At 39.2% G+C, this 20,211-nt stretch carries 17 protein-coding genes and 1 pseudogene; 10 read left to right on the forward strand and 8 right to left on the reverse strand.

Translation table 11 applies throughout. From position 1 onward, the window contains the following. Positions 1-51: 51 nt before the first annotated feature. Complete coding sequence (locus ACLFKQ_RS06400; RefSeq protein ID WP_448999007.1) at positions 52-642, reverse strand: pseudouridine synthase; 591 nt, start codon at positions 640-642, stop codon at positions 52-54. Between the two features lie 246 nt (positions 643-888). On the opposite strand from ACLFKQ_RS06400, the gene ACLFKQ_RS06405 reads away from it, so the two are divergent. The 3 genes and pseudogenes from ACLFKQ_RS06405 to ACLFKQ_RS06415 form a co-directional block, all read left to right on the forward strand. Then, entirely contained in the window at positions 889-2,226 is a 1,338-nt protein-coding gene (locus ACLFKQ_RS06405) for an ArsR family transcriptional regulator (RefSeq protein WP_448999008.1), read from the forward strand. A gap of 6 nt (positions 2,227-2,232) precedes the next feature. Beyond that, positions 2,233-3,096, forward strand: a complete 864-nt coding sequence (locus ACLFKQ_RS06410) for a mechanosensitive ion channel family protein (protein ID WP_448999009.1) — start codon at positions 2,233-2,235, stop codon at positions 3,094-3,096. A gap of 97 nt (positions 3,097-3,193) precedes the next feature. Further along, a pseudogene (locus ACLFKQ_RS06415) lies at positions 3,194-3,698 on the forward strand (cation transporter); the annotation flags it as partial. Positions 3,699-3,702: 4 nt separating this feature from the next. Here the strand turns inward: ACLFKQ_RS06415 and ACLFKQ_RS06420 are convergent. From ACLFKQ_RS06420 to ACLFKQ_RS06430, 3 genes are all read right to left on the reverse strand, one after another. After that, the gene (locus ACLFKQ_RS06420) at positions 3,703-4,110 is read right to left on the reverse strand and encodes an MAPEG family protein (protein WP_448999468.1); all 408 of its coding nucleotides are present in this window, start codon (positions 4,108-4,110) and stop codon (positions 3,703-3,705) included. A gap of 3 nt (positions 4,111-4,113) precedes the next feature. After that, positions 4,114-4,626 (reverse strand): DNA recombination-mediator protein A, encoded by a 513-nt coding sequence (locus ACLFKQ_RS06425; protein WP_448999010.1) that lies wholly within the window; start codon positions 4,624-4,626, stop codon positions 4,114-4,116. 79 nt (positions 4,627-4,705) lie between these two features. After that, a complete protein-coding gene (locus ACLFKQ_RS06430) occupies positions 4,706-5,902 on the reverse strand; it encodes a DNA double-strand break repair nuclease NurA (protein ID WP_448999011.1) in 1,197 nt (398 codons plus the stop codon). 200 nt (positions 5,903-6,102) lie between these two features. Between ACLFKQ_RS06430 and ACLFKQ_RS06435 the strand changes: the two genes are divergently transcribed. The 6 genes from ACLFKQ_RS06435 to leuS all read left to right on the forward strand — a co-directional run bounded on the left by ACLFKQ_RS06435 (position 6,103) and on the right by leuS (position 16,027). Further along, entirely contained in the window at positions 6,103-7,239 is a 1,137-nt protein-coding gene (locus ACLFKQ_RS06435) for a VWA domain-containing protein (RefSeq protein ID WP_448999012.1), read from the forward strand. Positions 7,240-7,253: 14 nt separating this feature from the next. Continuing rightward, positions 7,254-7,982, forward strand: coding sequence for a tubulin-like doman-containing protein (locus ACLFKQ_RS06440; protein WP_448999013.1), 729 nt, complete (start codon positions 7,254-7,256; stop codon positions 7,980-7,982). Then, complete coding sequence (locus tag ACLFKQ_RS06445) at positions 7,865-10,639, forward strand: tubulin-like doman-containing protein (RefSeq protein ID WP_448999014.1); 2,775 nt, start codon at positions 7,865-7,867, stop codon at positions 10,637-10,639. The genes ACLFKQ_RS06440 and ACLFKQ_RS06445 overlap by 118 nt, the downstream gene beginning before the upstream one ends. 80 nt (positions 10,640-10,719) lie before the next feature. Next, positions 10,720-12,621 (forward strand): methyl-accepting chemotaxis protein, encoded by a 1,902-nt coding sequence (locus ACLFKQ_RS06450; protein WP_448999015.1) that lies wholly within the window; start codon positions 10,720-10,722, stop codon positions 12,619-12,621. Positions 12,622-12,672: 51 nt separating this feature from the next. Further along, on the forward strand, positions 12,673-13,317 hold the full coding sequence (locus ACLFKQ_RS06455; protein ID WP_448999016.1) for a hypothetical protein: 645 nt from the start codon (positions 12,673-12,675) through the stop codon (positions 13,315-13,317). A gap of 133 nt (positions 13,318-13,450) precedes the next feature. Further along, complete coding sequence (gene leuS, locus ACLFKQ_RS06460) at positions 13,451-16,027, forward strand: leucine--tRNA ligase (protein ID WP_448999017.1); 2,577 nt, start codon at positions 13,451-13,453, stop codon at positions 16,025-16,027. Positions 16,028-16,248: 221 nt separating this feature from the next. On the opposite strand, the gene ACLFKQ_RS06465 is transcribed toward leuS, so the two are convergent. From ACLFKQ_RS06465 to ACLFKQ_RS06480, 4 genes are all read right to left on the reverse strand, one after another. Then, the gene (locus tag ACLFKQ_RS06465) at positions 16,249-16,752 is read right to left on the reverse strand and encodes a PD-(D/E)XK nuclease superfamily protein (RefSeq protein ID WP_448999018.1); all 504 of its coding nucleotides are present in this window, start codon (positions 16,750-16,752) and stop codon (positions 16,249-16,251) included. 68 nt (positions 16,753-16,820) lie between these two features. Continuing rightward, complete coding sequence (locus ACLFKQ_RS06470; protein WP_448999469.1) at positions 16,821-17,675, reverse strand: DNA adenine methylase; 855 nt, start codon at positions 17,673-17,675, stop codon at positions 16,821-16,823. Between the two features lie 94 nt (positions 17,676-17,769). Beyond that, on the reverse strand, positions 17,770-18,963 hold the full coding sequence (locus tag ACLFKQ_RS06475) for a GNAT family N-acetyltransferase (RefSeq protein WP_448999019.1): 1,194 nt from the start codon (positions 18,961-18,963) through the stop codon (positions 17,770-17,772). Positions 18,964-19,060: 97 nt separating this feature from the next. Continuing rightward, positions 19,061-19,336 (reverse strand): hypothetical protein, encoded by a 276-nt coding sequence (locus tag ACLFKQ_RS06480; RefSeq protein WP_448999020.1) that lies wholly within the window; start codon positions 19,334-19,336, stop codon positions 19,061-19,063. Positions 19,337-19,741: 405 nt separating this feature from the next. On the opposite strand from ACLFKQ_RS06480, the gene ACLFKQ_RS06485 reads away from it, so the two are divergent. Then, positions 19,742-19,948 carry a hypothetical protein gene (locus ACLFKQ_RS06485; protein WP_448999021.1) on the forward strand — a complete coding sequence of 69 codons (207 nt, stop codon included), beginning with the start codon at positions 19,742-19,744 and terminating at the stop codon, positions 19,946-19,948. The last annotated feature ends 263 nt before the right edge of the window (positions 19,949-20,211 follow it).

Here is a 20,211-nt window from a genome sequence, read left to right on the forward strand (position 1 = left end):
TTATACTCTTGTTGGCGATCGTTAATTAATTTTAAAAAGTAGCAAGCAAACTTATAGTAGCTGATGTAAGGTTGTTTTTTCAGCTAAAGTTAATTCTCGCCACTCACCGGGGTTTAAACTCTTCAAAGTTAAACCGCGATCGCCCCCAATGGCAACTCTGACTAATCTAAGAGTTGGAAAACCCACCGCTGCGGTCATTCTTCTTACTTGGCGGTTGCGTCCTTCCGTCAAAGTTATTTTTAACCAGGAAGTAGGAACGCTTTTACGGTAGCGAATGGGAGGATTTCGGGGTGGAAGATTGGGTTGGTCGGATAACATTTCTACTCTGGCTTGACGAGTGGTATAATCTTTGATTTTTACACCCTGTCGCAGAGTATTAAGGGCGACTTCATCGGGAATCCGTTCTACCTGGACGAGATAAGTGCGAGGATGGGCAAACTGTCGATGGGCAAGGCGATGTTGTAGCTTGCCATTATCGGTTAACAATAATAAACCTTCACTATCCAAATCCAATCTACCTACGGGATAAACTGAAGGTATGGGAATATAATTTTTTAAAGTTTGACGCTGGTTTTTTCCATCGCTGTTATCGGTAAATTGGCACAAAACTCCATAAGGTTTGTAAAACAAAATCGATTTCATTTTTGTAATATAGCGATCGCTATTAAATATCGATAATTGGGAGTCAAAATAGGATCGATTGAAGGTAAATTAATGTGTTTTTGCCAAGTTATTAAAGATTACTTCAATTTTCAATCGATGATAGGATTAAATTGCTACCTAGTCTTCTATTAGCCATAATTATTGTAGTTATTTTTTTGATTATTTTTAGTACGGCGATCGCCATTAACATTAAAGCGCGCTCGCCAAACCGCAACCCCGACGGTAATGGCTCAAGTATTATTTGATCGCTTTAAAACTTGGCTGGTCAAACAGCGAGATTTTTTATATTCCTGGACTACTAGAGACTATAAGGAAATCCAAGAACCAGAAAGCTCGTTAGAAGAACTGCCCCCTAAACTAAGAGAAAAGTTGGTTGCTGCTACCAGAAACTTGCCTTTACCACCTGCAGATCGAAAGAGTGTAATCTCGGCTATAGACGAAAAGTTCGAGCAATGGCGAACCGAGCCCGAAAATGCAGATAACTCTGTAATAATTGTCAGTTCTCCCGTAACTCCGGTGTCGCGAGTTATGGTTGAAGGGTTGAGAGACTGGGCAGAAAAGGGACAAATCCCCCTCAAGCTTCTAACGTGGACTGCTCGACCAGACAATGTAGAAGCAATTGCTACAAAATTACGCCAAGCTCTAAAATTAGGAATTACTAAAGCTAGTTCGGAATCTTTAGAAATTATAGTTATTCCTAACTTAGGCTGGTGTTTTTTACGCAGCCTTGAAGGCTTAGAAGGAATTGACTATTTGCGCTCGATGCTGCTGCGCGATCGCTCTCGTTTTTGGATAATTGGTGCGGGTTTGGTGTGTTGGGATTATCTCGATTCAGTGACTAATCTTGGTGCTTATTGTGGCGAAGTTTTTCCCTTACCTCGGCTAAAAGGAAAATCTTTAAAAGCATGGCTGAATCCTCTTTTCTCAGAATTCAACATTTCTTTTGCCAAATCCAAGCTCAATTCTAATTTACTCGACGGCGATAAGAGCGTGGAAGATAAATATTTTGACAAATTAGCCTCGGTTTCGGCGGGGGTGAGCGTAGTTGCCGTGCAGGCGTTTTTGCATTCTCTTGGCTATAAAACTTCCGAACAGATCGCTAAAGATCGTAACGCTCACGATAACAGTCGTCAAAATCTTCTTGCAGAAGGTAGGTTAGAAAAAATAATTCCCGAGGGATTAAAACAAAAAGCTGATGAGCTGAAAAGCAGTGCAAAAGCTGCTATGAGGGACGATCGGGAGTCTGGGCGAACGAAAACTGAAACTAATGAGAATAACAAAATTCTCTTAGTAGAAAATCCCGAGTTGCCAAAATTACCCAATTTAAGCTCTGAAGACCACTATATCTTATACTCGTTGTTGCTCCACGGAGATATCTCTTTATCTGCTCTAACAGAGACTTTGGGAGATGAGGAATATAAAGTCAGAGCACAGGTACAAATGTTGCGCCGTGCGGGAATAGTTGAAGAAAGAAACCAGATTTTACAAGTCAATCCAATTTACTATCCAAAACTCAAACAAGAACTGGCTAGCAACAATTTTGTAATCGATAAAATCGACTAAAGACTAATGTTAAATTACTCTAAGTTAGCCCTCTTAGCTCAGTCTGCTGGAGATGCAGTAGAAGATACGGCTAGAGAAACCAGAGAACTTGTCAGCAAGATTACTACTTGGAAAATCACCCAGGCTTTGATTGTCATTTTACTGGCTTTTGTAGTTATCAAGTTAATTGATAAATCAATTATTTGGCTCTCCGAGAGAACGGCTAAGGAATGGAGACTGCGCATCAAACAATCCTTACCTCTTTTGAGAACCGTGGTCTTGGTATTTACCGTTGTAACCTTAATGAACTTATTTCTCAATTTATCGAGAGATAATATCTTGGCGATAACGGGAACGATAGCAGTAGCCTTGGGTTTTGCTTTTAAGGACTATGCCAGTTCAATTATTGCCGGCATTGTCGGTTTGTTCGAAGCTCCCTATCGTGTAGGCGATCGCGTAAAAATTGGCGAGCATTACGGTGAAGTAGTTAGCTACGGTTTGAGAAGTATTCGGCTCAAAACCCCCGATGATAATTTAATTACTATTCCCCACAATAAAATCTGGACTGAAGCTATTGCTAATGCCAATACTGGAGAGCTAGAAGCACAAGTAGTAACTGAGTTTTTCTTCGCTCATGAAGTTGACGTTCAATTGATTAAAAAAATTCTCTATCGAGTCGCTCAGACTAGTAAATACACCGCTCTTAAAATGCCAATTGTGGTAATTATGGCAGCTAAACCATGGGGAGTTCAATTCAAGCTTAAATGCTATCCTCTCGATGCGCGAGACGAATTCATTTACATTACCGATTTAACTACTAGAGCTAAAAAAGCCTTCGCCAAACATCACCTTGCCTACCCTCAAACTGTGGCAATGAACGACGAGCAGTAAAGCGTAAGATAATTAGGACCATATCTCAACCAAAGTCTGACAGTAGCTGTTTATGATAACGTTTAAACAAAGTTAAAATATTCGAGCAAAATAAACTGTGAGTGACAATTGCTGCCACAATAAAGGTCGTGAACTATCCCAATTAAAAAACAGCAAGCAAAGGTACTGTGGGCAGTTCTAATTATTAACCTAGTAATGTTCGTTATTGAATTCGGTGCGGGAATTAGAGCCGATTCCCTGTCTTTGACTGGAGACTCACTCGATATGCTGGGGGAAGCTTTGGTTTACACGACTAGTTTGTATGTTATTAACAAGGGCAGTAAATTCAGGCTGGCGCGGCTTTTTTCAAAGGAATGATTATGTTTTTGTTCGCGACCGCCGTGTTTGCTAGAGCGACTTATCAACTGTTAGTAGGTGTAACCCCAGAAGCAAGAGTGATGAGTATGGTTGGAGTTGTTGCCTTACTTGCCAATCTCTTATGTCTGTTTCTATTGACTAAACACCGAAGAGATAATTTAAATATGTCTTCTGTTTGGTTGTGTTCTCGCAATGACATTATTGCCAATACCTCTGTCCTGGTAGCGGCAGGTTTGGTGTTTGTTCCAATTAAGTAACTTTTAGCAAACTCAAAATAAATAAAGTCCAAGCGCAAACAGAGCCAAGGGCAAACATTAAAGAGCGCAATAAGGGAATATCGAGAATATAAAAAACCGAATAAAGCAAACGGACGATAAGAAAAGCGATCGCGGCAATTTGTGCCCAACTAGAAGTCACTCCCGTAGCATAAGCCATCAACGCTGCCAACCCGTATATTGTTAGAGCTTCAAAAGAGTTTTGATGCGACCATGTCGCTCTTTGGGCATAGGGCGGCAATTTGTCAAACATCGCCCGAGGTGCAGAGCTATTGTATCCGATGTTGAAGCGAGCAAAACCAACCAGCAGAAACGGTGCATAAACCAAAATTACCGCTCCCGCGATTGAATAGAGTAAACTTGCGCTAACGGATAGGTCAATCATTTAATCAAAATAGAATAAAGTAACTATTTTATGTAGCTCCTCTGCTTCTTTACAGGTTTGTAGTAAAGTATGGCTGTCGTGAAAAGCAAAACAAATTAGCTGCTGACAACGAGTAATAATTTCACGATTGCATAAGGCACTTGCTTCAGCTAGTGAGAGATTGTCGTTTTCAGGACTTTCGACTAAATGAATTACCTTTTCTAACTGTTTGCGTGACTCTTTCGGTTGACGGGATAAACTCTGAGGCAAAATAACCGTCAGTAAATTAGACTCGGCTCGCATCGCACCCTTAATAGCAGCAGAATTGGTACCAGTAGCCCCAGAGGTGACTAGGCGATTTCCTCCCAAAACCAAGGCATAGCTCATCATTTCAATTAGCTGCTGGTGCATGATGGGCACATGACGAGAACCCAGTAAGGCAATTCGTTTGGAACTGGTTTGCTGAATTGCAGACAGTTCTTGAGTTAATGTATCGAGGGTAGTAGTAGGTGTGTCTAAAGATTGTTGGCTCAAAGAATCTCAGTTTATCTAGGTCGATCGGAGTAATTGTAACATTAGAAATTAAAAACCATAAAATATTATTTGAGATTCATTAAGCAATACTGCCTCGTTTGCGAGCTTCTTTATAAGAAGTACCGATATTATGCAAACCAGAACGAATCAACTGATGTTCTAGCAATGCAAAAAAGCGAGCGCGATCGCTACCTCGAACTACAGCTTGATTGTGTGCTTCGGCGAGAGCGACGGGATAACCATAACCCTTCTGTACCTGTGCCAGCATGATACTTAGAGAGCGATCGAGTAACTCCGAATCTTCTGCTACCCACGCAGGTATTTCTACACGCGCTATTTCCGTACCAACGTTGATGTAACAAAAGTAAACTCTCTGAGACTCCTCATAAAGCTCTAAAATTCGCAAACTACTGCGATACAGAGGGCTTCTTTCTCCAGGCTGTAGCTGACTTGCCCAAAAGGTAGCATCGCGCAGTGAATCAATTTTTTGACAGGGATATTTATGGGTAACACCCCCACAGTGAGCCACACAGTTAGGATGTTGGTGAACGCAGTTGTCAATTCTCAAAAAATTAAGCCCTTCTAAACTACGGGAGGCACTAACATAACCTATTAAAGGAATTTTGGTAGCTCTCAAGCGTTCCCAAGCCGCTAAAATTGGTGGTAGAATGCGCTCTCTAGCTTCTACGGGCAATCCGTCTAAGAACCAATAGATTAAAGAACCATCTAACATTGCTAAATTGGGAATATCTTGATGGGAACCTGGAGGCAATACCCAATTACAAGCTATATCCGCCAGCATTTCCACTTCAGAAACGGTTCTACGGTAGCTCATCCATTCTTCTAAACGAATGCCCCACTGCTTGGCAATATATAAATCTTCGGTTTTGTAAAATACCTCTGGCAAGCTATCTAAAAGGGGATGTAAACTCTGTCCGTAGTGCAGCATAATCTGACCGACATTGATTAGATAGCAATACGCGATTTCATGATGAGAAGGGGAAATCTGCGAACCGTCGGTAGCAAAGACGCTATGACTATAGGGTGGTGCGGCGATCGCTATGCGGCTATCTAACGGTTCTACAGGAGTAGCCGCTGCAAACAACAGGCGATCGCGCCACTGTTCTAAAATGGTGACTAACTCTGCTTGTCGGCTTTTGGCTTGCTGTTGTAGAGTTTGTGCTAATTCCAGTCTCTGACGGGAGATAATAGTTTCCTGACGCAAATGCTGGCTGATACCCGGAAGTTGTTCTGCTAATTTCGCTAGATCGAGCATTTCAAATCCCTATGAAACAAAGCGGGTTAAAGCCATTTTAAATCTAAATTTAACTACTGAGGAATCTTTAGCTAATAGTTAATCTTAAAACCAAAACATAAATCGGATTTAGGTGAATTTCCTGTAACAGCTAAATAAATTCACGAGTACGATCGAAAAACATTCACACAAAATTAAGAATTTAGATCGAGCATTTTTTTGTGGCTAACTGCACGGAAATATCACCAGGACAACCACTCAAACCCTGGCAACAATTTGGGCTAAAGTTAGTATCTCGTATTTATGGTGGTAGAGATGTAGTAGTTGCTGTCGATCTTACTGAAAGTGTTGGTTTGAATGCTGAAGGACGCTTACGTCTGACTCAAATTATAAATGACAGTTTGCAGTCTGGAGATTTAGTTTATGTCCTTCTCTTTGCTTCTAAAGTAAATCCCCTACAAAGCGATCGCAATCCCATTAACTTAGATAGCGGCATCAAATTTAGGCACAAGCCAGAAGTTATCAAACAAATTGTTAATACTCTGCCATTCAATTCAGAAATACAATTCAACAATACCGATATCCAAAACGCTGAGTTATTTACTTATCGCGAACTAGCACGTCTCAATCACTGTCGTCTAGTCGGAAGTATCCCACTCAAACCTCAGTCTGTAGTTTGGTTGACCGATGCACCGCTACTAACTGAACCTGGAATTGATTCGGCTACTTGGATAGAGACACCTGCAAACAGTCCTTTTCGCAAATCTAATTCTCAACTCAGTCAAGAAAGACAAAGCTGGTTACGAACTTTACCACTAAACAAGCGATCGCAGACAATTACTACTGACAACAATCGTACCTATCAGCTTTCTGTAGTCGATCTCCCAGCTACCGTTCAAGAATTTTGTACCCCCGCACCAGTAGGGAAAGAAACCTGTTTGGTAACTCCCTACATAGTGAAAATGCTGTGGCTTCCAACCTTGGTTTTAGCTGCGATATTAATTGCGGGGGGTTTATATAGTAGGTATTTATTTAGTCTCAATAAAAAATGGAAGCTCAAAATTAGTTTTGATTCCGATGGCAATATAGAACCGAGAACTTGCTATCTAAAACACGGTCAAAAGATTGCGCTCGGCAGTAATAATTTAAAAGACATTTATTGTCCTGGTGAGGATATCAGAGGATATCTACACAGAAAAGGTAACAAACTTTATTTAAAGCCTACTAAAAATGCTCCACCAATTTTGTATCGCGATCGCGAGTTGACTAAAGAAGAATTGATAAATAGCGGTCGCTTCAAAATTAATTGTCCCGAACGAGGAAAAGATTTTGATATCTCAATAAAAGTAGTTAAGTAAAAGAGAATAAAATTATGAAATTTGAAGAAAAACAATCCCGTAACATTAATCGTACCGTTTGTATTGGTTTAGGTGGAACTGGTCGCGAAGTTTTGATGCGTATCCGTCGTTTAATTGTAGACCGCTACGGGGATTTTAAACAGCTTCCTATTATCAGTTTTGTTCATATCGATACTGATAGTGCCAACAACAATACAACAGGTTTGCGAACGGGAAACACCTATCATGGTGTAGACTTGCGGTTTAGCGATGCTGAAAAAGTATCGGCTACGATGACTCGTTCCGAAGTGGACAACATGGTTAAAGAACTATCAAGAACGGCGAGAAATTATGATGGTTCACCTGGTGTTTTTAGTAATATTTCTAGCTGGTTTCCACCGCAGTTATTAAAGAATTTGAAAGCGATCGATGAAGGCGCACAGGCGATACGTCCTGTAGGCAGATTGGCGTTTTTTCATAATTATAGAAAAATCAAAGCCGTTATTGAATCAGCAGAACGGAGAACGCTGGAACATGAAGCTTTTATGATTCGCAATAACTGGAATGTAGAAAATAGGTTAAATGTTTTTGTAGTAGGTTCATTATGTGGTGGTACTGGTAGCGGCATTTTTTTAGATGTGGCTTATTGTTTGCGGCAAATGTACGGGGGAATGATGGCGCACAAATCGTTGGCTATTTTGTTATTAGTCCCGAACTCTATGGTGATGCACCAGATAAACACGCCAACGCTTACGCCGCTTTAAAAGAATTAAATTATTACGCTACTGCGGGAACGACTTTTAAAGCAGAATACGATCTACATACTTTAGACTCTGTAGAAGAATCACTTCCGCCATTTGAATATGTTTATTTAGTTTCCAACCGCACGGCTAGAGATTATCGTATTTTGGAAAAAAGCAAGCTGTGTAATATTATCGCTCATAAGATTACGCTGGACTTTGCAGGAGAACTAGCGTCTCTAATTACGGAACAACGAGATGATTTTTTAAAACATTTAATTCAAACAGATTTGCATCCTCGTCCCAACGTACAGCGTTATTTAAGTTTCAGTTTAGCCGAGATTTATTTTCCCCGCGACATCGCCGTACAGGTATCTCTTAACCGTATCAAAATTAAATTAGTTGACTACTGGCTACACGGTGAAGGACAAAGTGCCGATTCAAATAACTTACTAACTAATTTCATAGATCGCTGGTACGATCGCGACAAAAACGAAAACGGTTTTGTTAATAAGTTACAGCAAGCTACTACTGACGGTAGTAAAACTTTTACCAATGCTTTAACTAGTTGGAAAAATCAATTAGAAAATAATATCTTAGAAATTCAAAACCGCGACGAAAGACAAGAAATAGTTTCCCCACTGGGTAAAAAAATTCATAGTGAGTTCCTCAAAGTACAGCCAGGAGAAACCGAAAGCAGCAGGGGAATGTGGTTGACAAACTTACAAAAGCAGCGCGATCGCCTGACTTCTGAATATATTAGAGATATTGACAAATACTTAACTGAGTTACTCAACCCGAATAGCTATAACTTCTCCCTAACCAATACTCGCGCTTGGCTAGAAGCATTAACTACAGAACTAAATAAATCTTATCGAGAGTTAGAAGATCGCATTAACAGTATGGGATCTCTTCATAGTCTTGAAACCGTCGATAGAAAATGGCAAGATGCGCGACAAACTATAGAAGATATTGAAAGTAAAACAGGACTTTTCTTTAGAGACAAACAGAAAACTAGCCAAGTTCAAGATGAAGCTAAAAGAATAGTCGGACAGGTTAGTAAACTTATTAAAGATAATTATGAAATTTCTTTGGTACGGGAAGCATTAACCATAGTCAAAGCCTTACAACACCACGTAAGCGAATTAACTACTAAAGCTAGTGCCTTTAATAATCTTTTGAGTAACGTCAAACTCGCTTATCAAAAAATCGAAGACGAACTCAAACAGCAAGACGTTGATGACATGAGTAGTGAAGCTATCTTTGCCGATGTCGATACCGATGACTGTTATAGGAATCTTTTACCAGAAACAGATCGCGCCACTCAATTGGGAATGGTTAGTAGCAAAATTACCGAAAAGGTAGGCTTAGGAGAATCTTTAGCAAAGTGTTTGGAACGCGGAATAGTAGACGAACACAGTTTACAGTCAGAAATAAACTTAATAGTAGATCGCGAATATGGTACGAGGAGTCTTTCTACAGTGCAGTCTGCGGTGAAACGATTCTTAGAGAGTTATCCGTTAAGCGATCGCGCCATACGTCTAAAACAAATCATACGAGAATCTGAACCACTTTTACCCCTCAATCTTACCGATCCCTATTTTTTTAGCGCAGATACTAGCAAAAGACTTAAAATCATTGGCTTTAAAGATACCGACAAATTAGAAGTAACCCAATTTAAAAACATCCTTTCCAATGACATAGAAGATATCAACGCCAGTAATTTAAAACCCATCCAGGCTGAAGACGAAATTATCTTAATTAATGAATATGCAGGATTTCCTTTGCGAATAATTATGGGTATGGAAAAAATGCGGCAACAATATGAACGTTATAAGTCTTACGGCAACTTCTTGCATAACGACTATCGAACCCAATTTATCGATCCCATTCCTCCCGATGGTTGGGAAATGAAGCAACTACAAGATATCTTTTATCCTGCCATTGCTTTAGAACTGCTTACCAAAGTTGATAACACTAAACTGTTGCCTTCAGCCGACAGAGACACCAATCAGGAAGAATTGCAATGCTATGAATTTCGATACTTCGATCGCTTCCGCGATACCTATCAAACTGTTCATCTAAGTTATATCTGGGACGAAGCCTTAGAACAACTCGCCAGTCGTAGAGATATGGTAGATGAGTTAGACAAAAGACTAGAAGATGTACTCACCGATCTAGTTGGGAATCCACATAAATTAGATAGCTACTATTTACCCAAGTTAAAGCAGTTTATTACTATAGTTGATAGTTTACCAGAAAGCGACCCCAATTATCTTTACAAAGAAACAGTTGTTGGTAGTCCAGCCACTATTGATCGCCATAGACAAGAAGGTATTATCAATCGTTTCTGGAAAAAATTGCAGGATATTTTCGCTCGAAAAGTTAGAGAACAAGAGCAACAACAAAATTCTAAAAAATTAACGGCTGAATCTACAAGCGATCTTAGATTGACAGGCTCAAATACTTCAGCAAGTGACGCGACAACAGCGGATATAAATCCCAAGCTAGTTGAGGCAGAAATAGAAGATACAAACAATACCGAATCTATAGGCAATATAAATAATTCTTCAGTAGAAAGTAAAGACGAAAAGCTTAAGGAGTACAAAGATTATCTAGAGAGAGGAGTAATAACAAAAGAAAAATATGACGAGGCTGTTAATAAAATACTGGGTATATAAGATCTAAATTTAATTCAAAATGACATATTTATATTAGTTTTAACGGCTATTTGTCACTACTGTTATCTAATTTTTTTAAAATGCTTAACGCCTTAAAAATTTTTCCTCCTTTATTAATTCTGTTAACTGTAATCTTGATAATTTTACTAACTATAGTTGCTATTTTATTAAGATATTCTTTATATCACCATCTAATAGATTCGGCAAATAAAGTATCCAGACTATTATTCCGAGAAAGTAGAGGAAAACAACCAGAACTAATTACTAAGCTAGAAGCCAGATTTAAAGCTGCCAGCCAAAAATTAGAACAGGTAAATACTATTGCTCTTATTGATGGCTTGTATAGTCGGGAAAAACTAAAGTTTTTAGGTATAAACTTACGATGCGAACAGTGGGATTATTTTTGTCAAACTTTACCTAATTTATTACTCGCTTTTGGTTTACTCGGAACTTTTATCGGCATTAGCTCTAATTTATATAATCTCAGTCAAACTATTAGTGAAGGCGCGGCAGATGTAGATAACCTCATTGCCCAATTGCAGACACCGTTACAAAATATGGGCATTGCTTTTTTTACTAGTTTAGTTGCGATCGCCTGTAGCTCGATTTTGATTATGGTTAATCTACGCTGCAATACTAACTTTGCTAAATCTCTATTAATTAGTTCTCTAGAAGACTATCTCGATAATATTTTTAAGATCGATATCGATGGTTATGGCCGTTTGGATAAAGCCGTCGATCGCATGGTCAAACAGCAAGAAGAATTTCTCATTCGCTTTCACGATAAAGTCGGACAGGTGCTAGAAACCACTATTGGCAATGCAGCTAATCAAATGGTGGCGGCTAATCAAGGTTTTCAAAATAATGTCGATAGTATGGTTAGTAGATTTAATGACATATCTAGTTCTATAGCTGCTAGTACCAATAGCTTTCACGGTTCGGTATTTGACTTAAAAGAACAAATTCAAACAGTAAACGAAATAGTACCCAAGTTTGAAACTGCAACTAAAAAAATTGAATTTGGTTCTCAGCTATACTTACAAGGTGCAGAAAAAATAGAAGCCAGCAAGTTTTCTGACAACCTAGAAAACCTGACACGAGATTTAGCTACTACGCAAAAATCATTTTCTCAGTCTACAAAATTCTTAGGCGATCGCGTCAAACAGTTTGCTCAAAGTCAGCAACAAGTAACAGAACTGGCACAACAGGTTTATACTCAACTGCAAACAGCTTCTAGTAAATTACAAGACAGTCCCGTAGGTTTTATTGAAGCCGCAGAGACATTTCAAAAAAGCGACTTCGCCGATAAACTAACAACTGCTACTAATGAACTTACCACTATTCCGCAGCAGTTTAACGAGTCTACCGCCATTTTACACCAGTCAACTAACACTTTGAGTAATGCGATCGAGAAAATCGATACTGTTTCTCAAGAAACTAATAATTTAATTCAACAACTTACCGATCTCAATCAACATTCAATTAAATTATTAGAAACAAGCGATCGCAACATTCAAGAAGAAGTTACCAGTTTCAGTAATATTAACGCCGAACTCAATCGTATAGTCAATACACTCGATAAACATAAAGAACAAATTAATTTAGGTTTAACTGACTTTGCAGGCAGAATACTTAAAAGCTTTGAAAAACAAACAGATAATAACGCTATCCAACTTCAAAAACCAACTTCTGAAATAAATAATAGTCATGATTCTCTACAACAAAATCAAATAGAAACAACAAAATTTTTAACCATATTACAAGATTGTATAAATAGTTTAAATACTACTAATTTTACATTAACTAACATAGTTGATTTGTCGAAAAGACAAGGAGAACAAATTAGTCAGAGCTTTAATAATCTGGCAAATAATAGCTATCGACTATTAACTAGTTTTGAACGGCGATCGCAAAATAATATTCAAGAAATCCAAAATTTAATTGTAGAATTCAAGCAATTTATGAATAAAATATCAGATTAATAAGAAAAGCCAAAAAAATAATTATTTTAGAATTTATCTTTGGATATATTTATGTCTAGGCGGTCGCTATATATAAATAATCATAAATTGGCATCTCACAAGATTTTTCAATCTTTTACAGATTTAATCTCTAATGCTTTTATGATTCTTAGTTTATTATTGTTGTTAGTTCTATTTCAATCTCAAAAACTCAATCAAAATCTTATAGAAGCTAATAAACGTTTGCAGTCAGCTTCTCCAATCGTAATTGATGAAAGTTCTGGTAAATTTAAATTTAAGTCGGGAAGTGCCGAACTCAATTCCCAACTGAAAAACTATATTTCGACTAAAATAAGTCTCGAAATTAAGGCGATCTTACAAGAAAGAGAAATTGATTTTATTCAGGTTATCGGACATACAGACGGAGAAGGAATAAGACGCAATAGCAATCTCGATAATACTTTAGAAATAGTCGCAAACGGACAGCAACCAGTCAGTGTTTTGTCACCTGGTTCTAATGTTGACTTAGGATTGATGAGAGCTTTGGCAGTAGTTCGAGAACTAGAAAGAACGGGCTTACAAAACGTAGAGTTCCGTTCTTATTCAGCTGCTCAACTGTATTTACCCGATGGTAATTTAGCACCGGTAGATCGACAACCAGATGAAACACGACGTAGAATCGAAATTCATTTCATTCCTCCTGGTAAATTTAATTAATATTGACGATTTGAGATTGCTATAGTCTCAAATTCAATCGAGCTCCAGTCGTGTAAGTTGCCAAACAGAATTGATACAATAGCTAGGTCAACATACAATACAAACAAGACCAAGCGGAGCTAAAGATTTAATTGTGGAGTCGCGATACAACGCAGCAGAAATAGAACCAAAGTGGCGGCAAATTTGGGCAGAATCCCATCTCGATCGCACCAAAGAAGAGCGAGACTTACCTAAATATTATGCTCTCTCGATGTTTCCCTATCCATCGGGTAACCTACACATGGGTCACGTCCGCAACTATGTCATCACCGATGTCATTGCCCGCTATCAGAGAATGCAGGGCTATCGCGTGCTACATCCGATGGGTTGGGATGCCTTTGGTTTACCTGCCGAAAACGCGGCGATCGATCGCGGAGTTCCTCCTGCTGAGTGGACTTATCGAAATATAGCCCAAATGCGGCAGCAGCTAAAGCAGTTGGGGCTTTCTATCGACTGGGAGAGAGAAGTCGCTACTTGCTCGCCAGATTATTACAAATGGACGCAATATTTATTTTTGCAGTTTTTAGACGCAGGATTAGCCTATCAACGAGAAGCTGCGGTTAACTGGGATCCCATCGACCAAACCGTTTTAGCTAACGAACAGGTAGACAATGAAGGACGTTCTTGGCGTTCTGGTGCAATTGTAGAACGCAAACTACTCAAACAGTGGTTTTTTAAAATTACCGACTATGCCGAACAATTATTACAGGATTTAGATAAACTTTCGGGATGGCCCGAACGGGTAAAATCGATGCAGGCTAACTGGATCGGTAAATCTATCGGAGCGTATCTAGAATTTCCCATCGTAGATAGAGATGAAAAGATTGGCGTATTTACCACTCGTCCCGACACAGTATACGGTGTAACTTATGTGGTTCTGGCTCCCGAACATCATTTAACTTTGCAGGTTACTACTGCTGAAAATCGCGCTGCCGTAGAAACATTTATCGAGGAAGTTAAAAATACTAGCGAAATCGAACGCACTGCCGAAGATAGACCCAAGCGGGGTATTATAACGGGCGGTATGGCAATTAATCCCTTTAATGGGGAAGAAATTCCGATTTTAGTTGCCGACTACGTTCTCTATGAATACGGTACGGGGGCAGTTATGGGAGTACCCGCCCACGACACCAGAGATTTTAAATTTGCTAGCGAAAAAAATCTACCGATAAAAACCGTTGTCGTTCCAAAAAATGATGACACGGCAGGGCAAGAACCTTTAAATGAGGCATATGTCGAACCAGGCATCACGATCAATTCTGGGCAGTTTGACGGTATACCTTCTACGGAAGGAAAAACCAAAATTATCGAATACGCCGAACAACAAGGCTATGGCAAAGCTAGAATTCAGTACCGCCTAAGAGATTGGCTAATTTCCCGTCAGAGATATTGGGGCTGTCCCATTCCCGTAATTCACTGTCCTAGTTGCGGCATCGTTCCCGTACCAGAATCCGATTTACCCGTTTGCTTGCCAGAGAAAGTAGAGTTTTCCGGTAGAGGTCCCTCACCATTAGCCAAAATAGACGAGTGGATTAATGTAACCTGTCCCAGTTGTGGCGAAGCCGCCCGACGAGAAACCGATACTATGGACACCTTTATCGATTCTTCTTGGTACTTCCTGCGCTATACCGATGCCAATAATGATAATGCGGTGTTTGACTCGGATAAGGCAAATGACTGGATGCCTGTAAATCAGTACGTCGGCGGAATCGAACACGCAATTTTGCACTTACTTTATTCTCGCTTCTTTACCAAGGTTTTGCGCGATCGCGGTCTACTCAATTTTGACGAACCATTTCAGCGTCTACTAACTCAAGGGATGGTGCAAAATGTAACTTATAAAAATCCCCAAACTGGAAAATACATACCTCTCGAGCGAGTTAAAGCTGGTGCAGAGGAAGGTGTATATTTAGACCCAGATACGGGAGATAAATTAGAAGTCTCCTATGAAAAAATGTCCAAGTCTAAATACAACGGCGTTAATTTAGAACAGGGTTTGGGCAAGTACGGTACGGATACCGCACGAATGTTTATTTTGTTTAAAGCTCCCCCCGAAAAGGACTTAGAATGGGATGATGCCGATGTAGAAGGACAGTTTCGCTTTCTCAATCGCGTTTGGACTTTGGTTGGAGAGTACGCTTCTTCTCAGAGTCCTGCTACTGAATCAAAAGAATTAACCAAAGCCGAAAAAGATCTCAGAAGGGCGATTCATACCGCGATTAAAGAAGTTTCTGAAGATCTATCAGGAGATTATCAGTTTAATACTGCGGTTTCAGAACTGATGAAGTTAAGTAACGCCATCAGAGATGCTAACTGCATTGATTCTCCAGTATATCGAGAGGGAATTGAAACTTTAATTTTGCTTTTAGCACCATTTGCACCCCATATTGCAGAAGAATTATGGCATCAACTAGGAAATAGCGAATCAGTACATCGTCAACAGTGGCCTCAATTAGACCGAGCGGCTTTAACCATAGACGAAATTACTCTGGTGATTCAAATTATGGGTAAAGTTCGCGGTACGATTACCGTTCCTGCTAATTCTGACAAAGCCACTTTAGAAAAGTATGCCAGAGATTCAGAAATCGCCCAACGTTATATAGGAGGAAAAGAAATTAAAAAAGTAATTGTCGTACCCAATAAACTAGTAAATTTTGTAATTGCTAAATAATCTACAGCGTTTTTCAGTTGAATAGAACACAATCAATAAACTTTTTTTTTCGGGCTCAAAAGAGGGTGGGGGAGTGAAGCAAAAACCTTTTTCATCTTTGGTGATGAAGCTTATTTAATTGAGACTAGCTCCTGCCTCTTAGAGGGGCTATCCTCAGAACTCTACAGGCACGAATGCGCCACAGCCTCACTGACGTGACTTGCGGCAATAGGTCACCAGCCTTATTTCAGAGTCTGATTTGCCCAAAGAATAAACTCTTCAATTGAAAAAACTTGAATATTTTTATTTGCCGCTCCATCAGGCAAATAAGGTCGTTCCAATACTACTCTTTTTAACCAAGGAATTGCACCTTCTTTCATACCTCCACGGCCAGCAATGATAATGATATTCGGTTCGGGCATTGCTTCAATGCAGTTGAGATAAAGGTAGGGAAATTTTTCGTCAACTGACCCGCTAGACTGCTGCCATTTACATTCAATTCGATGGTTAAGAGAATATTGTTGGGACTGAGCTAAAAACTCAGTATATCCCTGATGTCCGTAGATAGTTGTATAAGGGACGTGCTTTAAAAGAATTTCGGAGCTATATGTGTCTCGCTTTTTCTTCCAATCACTATATTTAACTATTTCAAATCCTCTAGCTTCAAAGGTAGGAATAATGGTTCTTTCAAGAACTTTTCCCTGTCGATTTGCTGTACCTCCCTGAGTTGGAGTTGGTTCAGTCATCAATAATAAATATAAAAATATAAGATTCAAGAGCTTTTGTAAGCGTGTTATACTACTATCTTTCCCTTTTAATAGTTAGTAATTATCACTTCGGGAATTTTGCCTCGCTTGTGTGCTTTGGAATTAACTGCGCGGTTGGCATAAACAAATTCGATCTTAAAATCCTGATAGAGATCGAGAATTAATGCTGCATTGGAATTAGATACCATAAATCGAACTCCTCGGCGATTTAAACGAAAACAAAGATCGCGCAGACTTAACTGCATTTGTACATTAAAACCCTGTTGACTATACCCCGTAAAGTTAGAAGTAGGGTTTAATGGTGCATAGGGAGGATCGAAATAGACAAAATCTCGATCGCCGACTAATTCTTCAATTCTAAGAAACGAACCAGTAATAATTTCTGCTTTTTGCAGTGCTTGACTACAGGCTCGTAAATTAATCTCATCGACAATTTTGGGGTTTTTGTACCTTCCCATAGGGGTGTTAAATTCACCTTTTGAGTTGACGCGGTACAATCCATTAAAACAAGTTTTATTTAAATAAATTAATCTGCTAGCTTGTCGAACGTCAGACCAAGATTGGTATTCATGGGTGCGATCGCTGTTGCGAATTTGATAATAGTAATCTTTTTGGTAAACGTGTTGTTTCAGATCGGCAATTAGTTCTTCAGTTTGCTCTTTAATTACTTTGTAAGTATTAGTTAGCTCTTGATTAATATCGATTAGAATAGCCTGCCGAGGTTGCAGATGAAAAAATAATGCTCCACCACCAACAAAAGGTTCCAAGTATCTGTCGAAATCTTCAGGTATTCGCGAGATTAGTTCTGGCAGCAGTTGAGTTTTGCCGCCAACCCATTTAACAAACGGTTTAGGTTTAATCTCTGTATCTTTGTCTGGAATTTTTGATTGATGCGATCGCATTCCCATACATAATTTGCCAAGAATCGCCTGAGTAATTTTAGCACTCTAGTTTTTTAATTTAAGGCGATCGCTTTTCCCCTAGATCCTCAATTAGCTAATCTAATTTAAAATTAATTTCTCGCTTATTAAACGGCAGATCGTTATTAATTGCTTCAATTTCTGCATTTTCCATTCGATTCACCTCATCGATATAGTTGCGCAGAATTTGACTCATGCGGCGATTATAAAAACGGTGCAGGCTATGATTGGCAGTGGCAGGAAAACCCCGTCTTTTCTTATGTCTGCCACCGGCACCAGGATCGTACATTTCGATCCCGTTGGCGATCGCCCACTTGATCGGTTTATAGTAACAAGCTTCAAAATGCAAACAGTCGTACTCTTCTAAGCAACCCCAATAACGTCCGTACAAGTTTTTTCCTTTGTGCAAACAAAAAGACATTCCTACTGGTTTGTTGTCGTCGTCTTCAGTGTAAGCTGCCACTAATAAAATGCGATCGCTGTAGTTGGGATAAAGCTGCTCGAAAAACTTACGGGTTAAATATTTACTGCCCCAATAAAACTTATCACAGGTGCTACTATAAAAACGATAAATATAGGGATACAGATAACGGGGAATTTCTTTGCCGTTAAAGACTTCGACCTGCAAACCTGCTTTAGCAACGGCTTTTCGTTCCTGCTTGATGTTTTTGCGTTGCTTGGTATTAAACATCTTCAGGTAATCGTCAAAACTATTAAAATCTCGATTCGACCAAATATAACTGTGATGTAGCCAACTAGTAAAGCCGTGAAGTTCCATTACTTCTCGCCATCGAGGAGCGACAAAAAGAAAGTTACAGCTTGAAATACAGTTGCGATCGCAAAAATGGTCGATCGCGGCTATCATAATGTCGGTAATCTCGTCTTCATTTTCTCCTGGTGCGATTAAAAATCTGTAGCCCACAGCAGGGGTAAAAGGAGTCATACCCAACATTTTGGGATAGTATGGCACTCCCAGGCGATGGGATAAATCTGCCCATTGATGGTCGAAGACAAACTCACCGTAACTATGTCCTTTAATATAAAGTGGTGCGGCACCAATTAGAGTGCGCTCGCGCCAGACGGCTAGATGACAGGGTTGCCAACCAGTGCGCGGTATGGCACTTTTAGAAGTTTCAATATTATTGAGCCATTCCCATTCTAAAAATGGTGTTGCCAGAGGTAGAGCGAGAGCATCCCATTCGGGCTGTGGAATTTCGGCGATTTTAGTAATCCAAGAGACAGAATATTGCGGCTTAACTTGTTCTACCATAGTGGCGTGTTTGGAAGTCGAAGATTACAAATTGAACTAATATTTAGCCTAATTAATATTCGCTCTGACTGCACTAAAAACTTTTTGACACCTGGTATTAGATATTTTTTTCTTGAATTATTTGCCTCAAGAGATCTCTAAAAATCTCATCATCTAAGCGCCGAGCCGCTTCTAGCAATAATTCAGCATTCATTCCTTGTTCTGTAGCCCTATGGCGCGATCGCGGCATCAGTAAAGCCAGATGAGTAACTAAGCAGTCTAAATCGTCGCGAATGCGTGCTTGCTTTGCCTGTAGTAATTTAGCGGTGCGACGTATAGCACGTTCGTTTTCTAATTCTCTCGACAAAACATACCTTGAGGGTGGTTCGTTCATCGCCCTACTCCGAAACTTAATGAGCAAAATCTCGAGTATTGGTTAGTCAATTAAATCGCTCGAGATTTATGTCTGCATTAAAGCTAATTTAAACCGTTGCGAAAACCACTATTTAAACTTAGTTTAGATATATCTAAAAAGAATAACTAAACTATAATTTGACTTAAACTTAATTAATTAAATCTAATTTAACTTTAAATATCTCAATATCTCTGGCGAGTGGTACATATTAAAAACCCGTACCGAGTCAGTTGCAATTTTAAGGCGATCGCTATCCAACCAATCTGAACAAAATTTCTTCCAGTTCCAAGATTTTTTTATGAGTATAACTACTCAGTCTGAAGTCACGCTAAAATTTTTAATAATATATTTAGAAATTTAAACTCAAATAAATTTAAAGACACCATGTTTCTTAGCGAATTGTTTTCAATTATTCAAAAATTTGGACAGCAACCTCTAGCCTTCACCGGGGGATTCTTTTCAGGAGTATTTCAACTAAAACTAACCGAACCTCCTCTATCAGAGTGGTTGGATAAACAAGGATATACTCCTACACGGGTCGATAACGATAGCAACAACAAGGAGCGACCACAATCAATTACGATCGATTAACATAAATTTATTTATTTTATTTATTAAGAGCGATCGCTTGATTTGAGGGTGAGTAAAAATTAGCTATAACCTGAAGCTAGTCTTAAGCTTCTAATCTCAATCTGATATTCCTCTCTAAGATAAATAGATAGAGTATAGCAGAAGCAAAAAGTAAGCAGTAGTCGCTAGTATACTATCGTTCGACGGAATCGACAGCGATACAGCACGGAGGCGATTGCCCCAAACCAACCCCAGGCGATCGCAACTTGCTTCAAATAGCTTTA

This window comes from Myxosarcina sp. GI1(2024), assembly GCF_053543375.1.

Bases quoted from the DNA above. Each gene is read 5' to 3' on its own strand.
- ACLFKQ_RS06400 (WP_448999007.1), bottom strand. From the start codon at position 642: ATGAAATCGATTTTGTTTTACAAACCTTATGGAGTTTTGTGCCAATTT.
- ACLFKQ_RS06405 (WP_448999008.1), top strand. From the start codon at position 889: ATGGCTCAAGTATTATTTGATCGCTTTAAAACTTGGCTGGTCAAACAG.
- ACLFKQ_RS06410 (WP_448999009.1), top strand. From the start codon at position 2,233: ATGTTAAATTACTCTAAGTTAGCCCTCTTAGCTCAGTCTGCTGGAGAT.
- ACLFKQ_RS06430 (WP_448999011.1), bottom strand. From the start codon at position 5,902: ATGCTCGATCTAGCGAAATTAGCAGAACAACTTCCGGGTATCAGCCAG.
- ACLFKQ_RS06440 (WP_448999013.1), top strand. From the start codon at position 7,254: ATGAAATTTGAAGAAAAACAATCCCGTAACATTAATCGTACCGTTTGT.
- ACLFKQ_RS06450 (WP_448999015.1), top strand. From the start codon at position 10,720: ATGCTTAACGCCTTAAAAATTTTTCCTCCTTTATTAATTCTGTTAACT.
- ACLFKQ_RS06455 (WP_448999016.1), top strand. From the start codon at position 12,673: ATGTCTAGGCGGTCGCTATATATAAATAATCATAAATTGGCATCTCAC.
- ACLFKQ_RS06465 (WP_448999018.1), bottom strand. From the start codon at position 16,752: ATGACTGAACCAACTCCAACTCAGGGAGGTACAGCAAATCGACAGGGA.
- ACLFKQ_RS06470 (WP_448999469.1), bottom strand. From the start codon at position 17,675: ATGCGATCGCATCAATCAAAAATTCCAGACAAAGATACAGAGATTAAA.
- ACLFKQ_RS06475 (WP_448999019.1), bottom strand. From the start codon at position 18,963: ATGGTAGAACAAGTTAAGCCGCAATATTCTGTCTCTTGGATTACTAAA.
- ACLFKQ_RS06480 (WP_448999020.1), bottom strand. From the start codon at position 19,336: ATGAACGAACCACCCTCAAGGTATGTTTTGTCGAGAGAATTAGAAAAC.
- ACLFKQ_RS06485 (WP_448999021.1), top strand. From the start codon at position 19,742: ATGTTTCTTAGCGAATTGTTTTCAATTATTCAAAAATTTGGACAGCAA.